Here is a 1,672-nt window from a genome sequence, read left to right as displayed (position 1 = left end):
GATCTCGACGAACATGGCGCGGGTGTCGACATGGCGGTGAAATCCCATGCGCCTGGCCTTGGAGCCGTCGGCAATGACGTCGTAGTCCCAGCCGAGCACGAAGTCGCCGAAGGCCCACGACGACAGTTGTGAGTAGGGGATCGGCTCGAGGTCGTGCTCGCGCACGATCTCGTCCCAGATCGATTCCTTGTCCGCCATCACGTCCACCAGTGCCAACGGCAGGGGAGCGGCCGTCTCGAGTCCGAAGTTCTCGGCAATGACCGGCCACATGTCCTGCCAGCGGAACAGGTCGCCGTTGTTGATGTTGAAGGCCTGGTTGGCGCACTCCGGTGTCGTTGCTGCCCAGACGGTCGCCTCGGCGAGGAGGCCGGCATCGGTCATCTCGATGAGGCTCGTCCAGGCGCCGGGCTTTCCCGGGAAGCGCAGCGGCACGCCGAGGTGCTTCGAGATGGTCGCGTACGTCGCCAGCAGCACCGCGAGGTTCATCGGGTTCCCCAGTGCGAACCCACACACCACGGACGGGCGGATCGCCGACCAGGTCCAGTTCTTGCCGTGCTGGCGTTCCTCCAGGAAGTCCTGCTGGCTGACGTTGAACTCTGGCGGCATGTGGCGGGCGTCGTCCTCGCGGGCAGGGGTCCGGAACGGTCCCAGGTGGGCGCCGTACACCTTGTAGCCCTGCATCAGGCTGACGTGCTCGAGGTTCGTCGCCACGGACTCGATCGTGGTGATCGTGTTGACGAGCATGGTCAGGTTCGGGGCGACGAGCTCTGCCCACGAGGGGCGGTCCTGGTAGGCGGCGTAGAAGACGTGGGTCACGCCGGCGAGGTGCGCGAGCTTCGCAGCCGTGTCGGCCTGGTCCAGGAGGTCGACGGCGATGTGGCGAACGCGGTCGGTGTCGACGCCACCCGATCGAGAGAGCCCGACGATCTCCCAGTCGCCCAGTGAGGCCAGGTGCTCGACCAGGTTGCCCCCGATCACCCCTCGAGCTCCGACGACGAGTGCGACCTTGGTTCCGTGCGGCATCAGCTGACTCTTCCCATCGATGAATCGTGAAATGACGATCTGAGTATGTCACAGATCCATCGCACATTGCCGATGCGTCTAGGATGCACGGGTGGAGCCGACGCTGCAGACCGACGAGCTGGAGGCCGCGCTCAAGGCGCTGGCCAATCCGGCGCGGGTGCGAATCCTCGGTTGGCTCAAGGACGTCGGTTCGTTCCCGTCGCAACTGGAACCGGCCGAGGAGGTCGGGGTGTGCCTGAAGCACATCCAGGCAAGGGCGAACGTCTCGCAGTCGACGGCGTCGCAGTACATGGCGAGCCTCGCGGCCGCTGGACTGGTGACCGCTACGCGCGCGGGCAAGTGGACTCACTACGCGCGCAACGAGGAACAGATCGCGCGCCTTGCCGAGCACATCCGCCGGGCTCTCTGAGCCTAGGCTCTCGCTGACTCGATCACCGTGAGCTCGACGCCTGCGCCGAGCCGGTAGGGGTTCGTCGCGAGCAGCGCACCGAGAGCGCGGCGCATCCGCGACACCTCGGCCCGGACCGTCACCTGGTGCTCGCCGTCGCCGTACAACCGATGGCTGAGGGTGGCTGCGGTGACGCCGACACGGCCGGCCGCGCCGAGGATGGCCACGATGTCCGCGTGCCGGGGTGACAGCGCCACCCGC

At 66.9% G+C, this 1,672-nt stretch carries 2 protein-coding genes and 1 pseudogene; 1 reads left to right on the top strand and 2 read right to left on the bottom strand.

Annotation, left to right across the window (positions count from 1 at the left end; all coding sequences use genetic code 11):
* A partial coding sequence (locus tag ACOADB_RS08610) for an SDR family oxidoreductase (protein WP_378597549.1) occupies positions 1 to 1,023 on the bottom strand: 1,023 nt, incomplete at its 3' end.
* A gap of 91 nt (positions 1,024 to 1,114) precedes the next feature.
* Between ACOADB_RS08610 and ACOADB_RS08605 the strand changes: the two genes are divergently transcribed.
* A complete protein-coding gene (locus tag ACOADB_RS08605; RefSeq protein ID WP_378597548.1) occupies positions 1,115 to 1,432 on the top strand; it encodes an ArsR/SmtB family transcription factor in 318 nt (105 codons plus the stop codon).
* Between the two features lie 2 nt (positions 1,433 to 1,434).
* On the opposite strand, the pseudogene ACOADB_RS08600 reads toward ACOADB_RS08605, so the two are convergent.
* Positions 1,435 to 1,672, bottom strand: a pseudogene (locus tag ACOADB_RS08600) (transcriptional regulator); the annotation flags it as partial.

Source organism: Nocardioides sp. CPCC 206348 (assembly GCF_048654705.1).
Classification (GTDB): Bacteria; Actinomycetota; Actinomycetes; order Propionibacteriales; family Nocardioidaceae; genus Nocardioides.
The sequence above is the reverse complement of the archived record's forward strand: the minus strand, read 5'-3'. Positions and strand labels throughout refer to the sequence as shown.